This is a genomic window from Curtobacterium sp. MCBD17_021, from assembly GCF_003234525.1.
Taxonomy (GTDB): domain Bacteria; phylum Actinomycetota; class Actinomycetes; order Actinomycetales; family Microbacteriaceae; genus Curtobacterium.
This window is the reverse complement of sequence record NZ_QKTS01000030.1, coordinates 1-1993: the sequence shown is the minus strand read 5'-3', so window position 1 is coordinate 1993 and position 1993 is coordinate 1. Positions and strand designations below refer to the sequence as shown.

Sequence of the window (1993 nt, the reverse complement as noted above, 5' to 3'; positions counted from 1 at the left end):
GCCCCCGGTCACGGACGAGCCGTCCGAACCGCGCGACCTCGGCCGTGCGGAGCAGCAGCCCGCCCCCGGCGGCGATGAAGCCGTGCGGACACCGCTCCCACCCGGCGTCGTCGATGCCGAGCGGTGTGAACAGCCGGTCCTGGACGAAGGCACCGACGTCGCCGACCCGGGCCGCCAGGACCCGCATCGCCGTGTAGGTGCTGGCGTTCGAGTACTGGAACAGCCGGCCGCGGGACGGCCGCCCGAGGAACTCGACGGCCAGGTCGGGCCAGTCCGTCAGCATCGTCGCCGACCACGGCAGGTCGATGCCGCTCGCCATGCCGAGCAGGTGCCGGAGGGTGACCTCGTCGGCACCGGGCCCGAACTCCCACTCCGGCAGGGCGGCCGACACCGGGGCGTCGAGGTCGACCAGACCGTCGTCCGACGCGATCCCGGCGGCGAGGACGCAGACGCCCTTCGCGATGGACTGCACGTCCTCCCGGACGTCGGGCGTCCAGCGATGTCCGGCAGCGTCGTCGCCGACCAGGACGTGCAACCCGTGCGCGCCGAACCCGGTCCGGTCGACCTCGGCGACGATGGCGTCCCGGACGGTCTGGGCACGTGTCATCCCGCCATCCTGCCGCGTCGGAGGGGCCTGACGGGGCAGCGGGCGAGTTCGCGGGGAAGCGCCAGTAGTCTGAGCGATCGGACAGTGTTCGGGAAGCCTTGAGGAGACCACCACATGTCAGTCGGACTGCTCGCCGTCGTGGACGACATCCTCAGCGCTGCCCTGAAGGCCAGTGCGAAGACCGCCGGTGTCGTCATCGACGACGCCGCCGTCACCCCGCAGTACGTGCAGGGCCTCCAGCCCGCTCGCGAGCTGCCGGTGGTCGGACGGATCGCCCTCGGCAGCCTGTTCAACAAGTTCGTCATCATCATCCCGCTGGCGCTCCTGCTGTCCGCGTTCGCACCCTGGGTGCTGCCGTGGCTGCTCGTCATCGGTGGGACGTACCTGTGCTTCGAGGGTGCCGAGAAGGTCACGGAGTGGTTCGGCGTCCACCACGAGGCGGGCACCGACGCAGCCGTCTCCGAGCCGAAACTGGTGTTCGGGGCGATCCGCACCGACCTCATCCTCAGCACCGAGATCATGCTCATCGGCCTGGCGAGCCTGGACCCCGAGCTGGGCTTCTGGCCGACGCTCGGCGCGCTGGCGGTCATCGGCCTCGGCATGACCCTGATCGTCTACGGCGCCGTCGCGCTCCTGGTCAAGGTCGACGACATCGGCCTGCAGATGATGAAGAACCCCTCGCGGCGCACCCGCCGCACCGGCGCCCGGATCGTCCGGGCCATGCCGGCGGTCTTCCGGTTCATCAGCATCGTCGGGACCGTCGCCATGCTCTGGGTCGGTGGACACCTGGTCATCGCCAACATGGCGGAGACGTTCTGGGCCGGGCCGTACGAGCTGCTGCACCACGTCGAGCACGCGGTCGCGGCCGCGGGACCGGTCGTGACGTGGATCGTCGACACGGCGATCTCGGCCGTCGCGGGCCTGGTGCTCGGCATGGTGATCGTCGGGATCGTGCTCGGGATCGGACGGCTGCGCGGGCGCTCGCACTGAGCGTCGGGCCTCCGGTCCGGACCCGTGCGGCGCGACACCGATCGGGTCAGCAGGAACCGACGGATCAGTACGAACCGACGGACTCGCTCTGGGCCCAGGCGCCGCAGGGCGACCCGTACCGGCCCGCGATGTAGTCCAGACCCCACGTGATCTGCGTGGCGGGGTTCGTCCGCCAGTCCGCTCCGGCCGACACCATCTTCGTCCCCGGGTACGCCTGCGGGATGCCGTAGGCGCCGTTCGGATTCGCGGCGTCCGTCCGCCAACCGGACTCACGGTCCCAGAGGGACACGAGGCAGCCGAAGTCATCGGCGCCCCATCCGCGGGCGGCGACCATCTCCGCAGCGATCGCCTGAGCGCTGCCCGGGGTGGGGACGGGGACGGTGGCGGTGACAGGGG

The 1993-nt window shown here is 71.2% G+C and carries 3 protein-coding genes; 1 reads left to right on the top strand and 2 read right to left on the bottom strand.

Annotated elements, in window-relative coordinates:
- Positions 1-607: serine hydrolase (locus DEI83_RS15640; protein ID WP_111082858.1), on the bottom strand; the 607-nt coding region annotated here is incomplete at its 3' end.
- Between the two features lie 114 nt (positions 608-721).
- Between DEI83_RS15640 and DEI83_RS15635 the strand changes: the two genes are divergently transcribed.
- Positions 722-1597: a DUF808 domain-containing protein gene (locus DEI83_RS15635; protein WP_111082857.1), complete on the top strand. Its 876-nt coding sequence runs from the start codon at positions 722-724 to the stop codon at positions 1595-1597.
- A gap of 64 nt (positions 1598-1661) precedes the next feature.
- Here DEI83_RS15635 and DEI83_RS15630 read toward each other — a convergent pair.
- Positions 1662-1993: transglycosylase SLT domain-containing protein (locus DEI83_RS15630; RefSeq protein ID WP_181431276.1), on the bottom strand; the 332-nt coding region annotated here is incomplete at its 5' end.

Bases quoted from the DNA above. Each gene is read 5' to 3' on its own strand.
- DEI83_RS15635 (WP_111082857.1), top strand. From the start codon at position 722: ATGTCAGTCGGACTGCTCGCCGTCGTGGACGACATCCTCAGCGCTGCC.